General features: G+C 38.1%; 1 pseudogene. It reads left to right on the top strand.

From position 1 onward, the window contains the following. Nucleotides 1–1,055: pseudogene (locus tag ABT171_RS41785) on the top strand (IS3 family transposase); the annotation flags it as partial. Nucleotides 1,056–1,060: the final 5 nt, after the last annotated feature.

Below are 1,060 nucleotides of genomic sequence, written 5' to 3'. Positions count from 1 at the left end.
CTTGAGGTTCATGCCAATAGTCTTTATCGCTGGGTTCAAGAAGTTGAAGAATATGGAGAAAGTGCTTTTCCAGGCAATGGGACAGCCCTAGCTAATGCCCAACATAAGATTAAATTGTTAGAGAAAGAAAATCGTTATCTTCAGGAGGAACTTGAACTTCTAAAAAAGTTCCGGGTCTTCTTGAAGCGAAGCAAGTAAAACGTTTTGAATTTCTCTTGAAACATCATGGGAAGATAAAAATTAAACATGCAGTAAAAGTTCTTAAGGTTTCTCGCTCAGGTTTCTATGAATACATGCATCGTCGTCCTTCAAAACAACAAGTGGAGAGAGAAATTCTCTCAGAGAAGATAAAAGCTGTCTTTCATGAGCATAAGGGACGCTATGGTGCGGTTAGAATTACCAAGGTACTTCATAATACTGGTATTATGACCAACACGAAACGTGTTGGGAAACTGATGCACTTGATGGGACTTTATGCCAAGGGAAGCCGTTATAAATATAAACATTACAACAGAAAAGGAGCTTCGCTTTCAAGACCCAATTTAATTAATCAGATCTTTAAAGCAACAGCTCCTAATAAAGTATGGCTGGGAGACATGACCTATATCCCTACCAAAGAAGGCACCTTATACTTAGCCGTGAATATCGACGTTTTTTCACGTAAGATTGTAGGTTAGTCAATGTCTTCACGGATGCAAGATAAACTGGTGAGGGATTGCTTCTTACAAGCTTGTGGGAAAGAACATCCTCAGCCTGGCTTGATTGTCCATACTGATCAAGGGAGTCAATATACAAGCTCTCGTTATCAATCTACTCTTCGTCAAGTCGGTGCTCAATCTAGCATGAGTCGTAAAGGAAATCCATATGACAATGCAATGATGGAGTCTTTTTATAAGACGCTAAAGAGGGAGCTTATTAATGATGCTCATTTTGAGACAAGAGCTGAGGCTACTCAAGAAATATTTAAATACATTGAGACCTATTACAATACAAAAAGGATGCATTCAGGTCTTGATTACAAGTCTCCAAAAGACTTTGAAAAATATAATTCTTAAATTCT

The organism is Streptomyces sp. NPDC001851 (genome assembly GCF_040297165.1).
In the GTDB taxonomy this organism is placed as follows: domain Bacteria; phylum Actinomycetota; class Actinomycetes; order Streptomycetales; family Streptomycetaceae; genus Streptomyces.
Note: the sequence above shows the minus strand (reverse complement) of the source record. Positions and strands in the feature narration are given on the sequence as shown.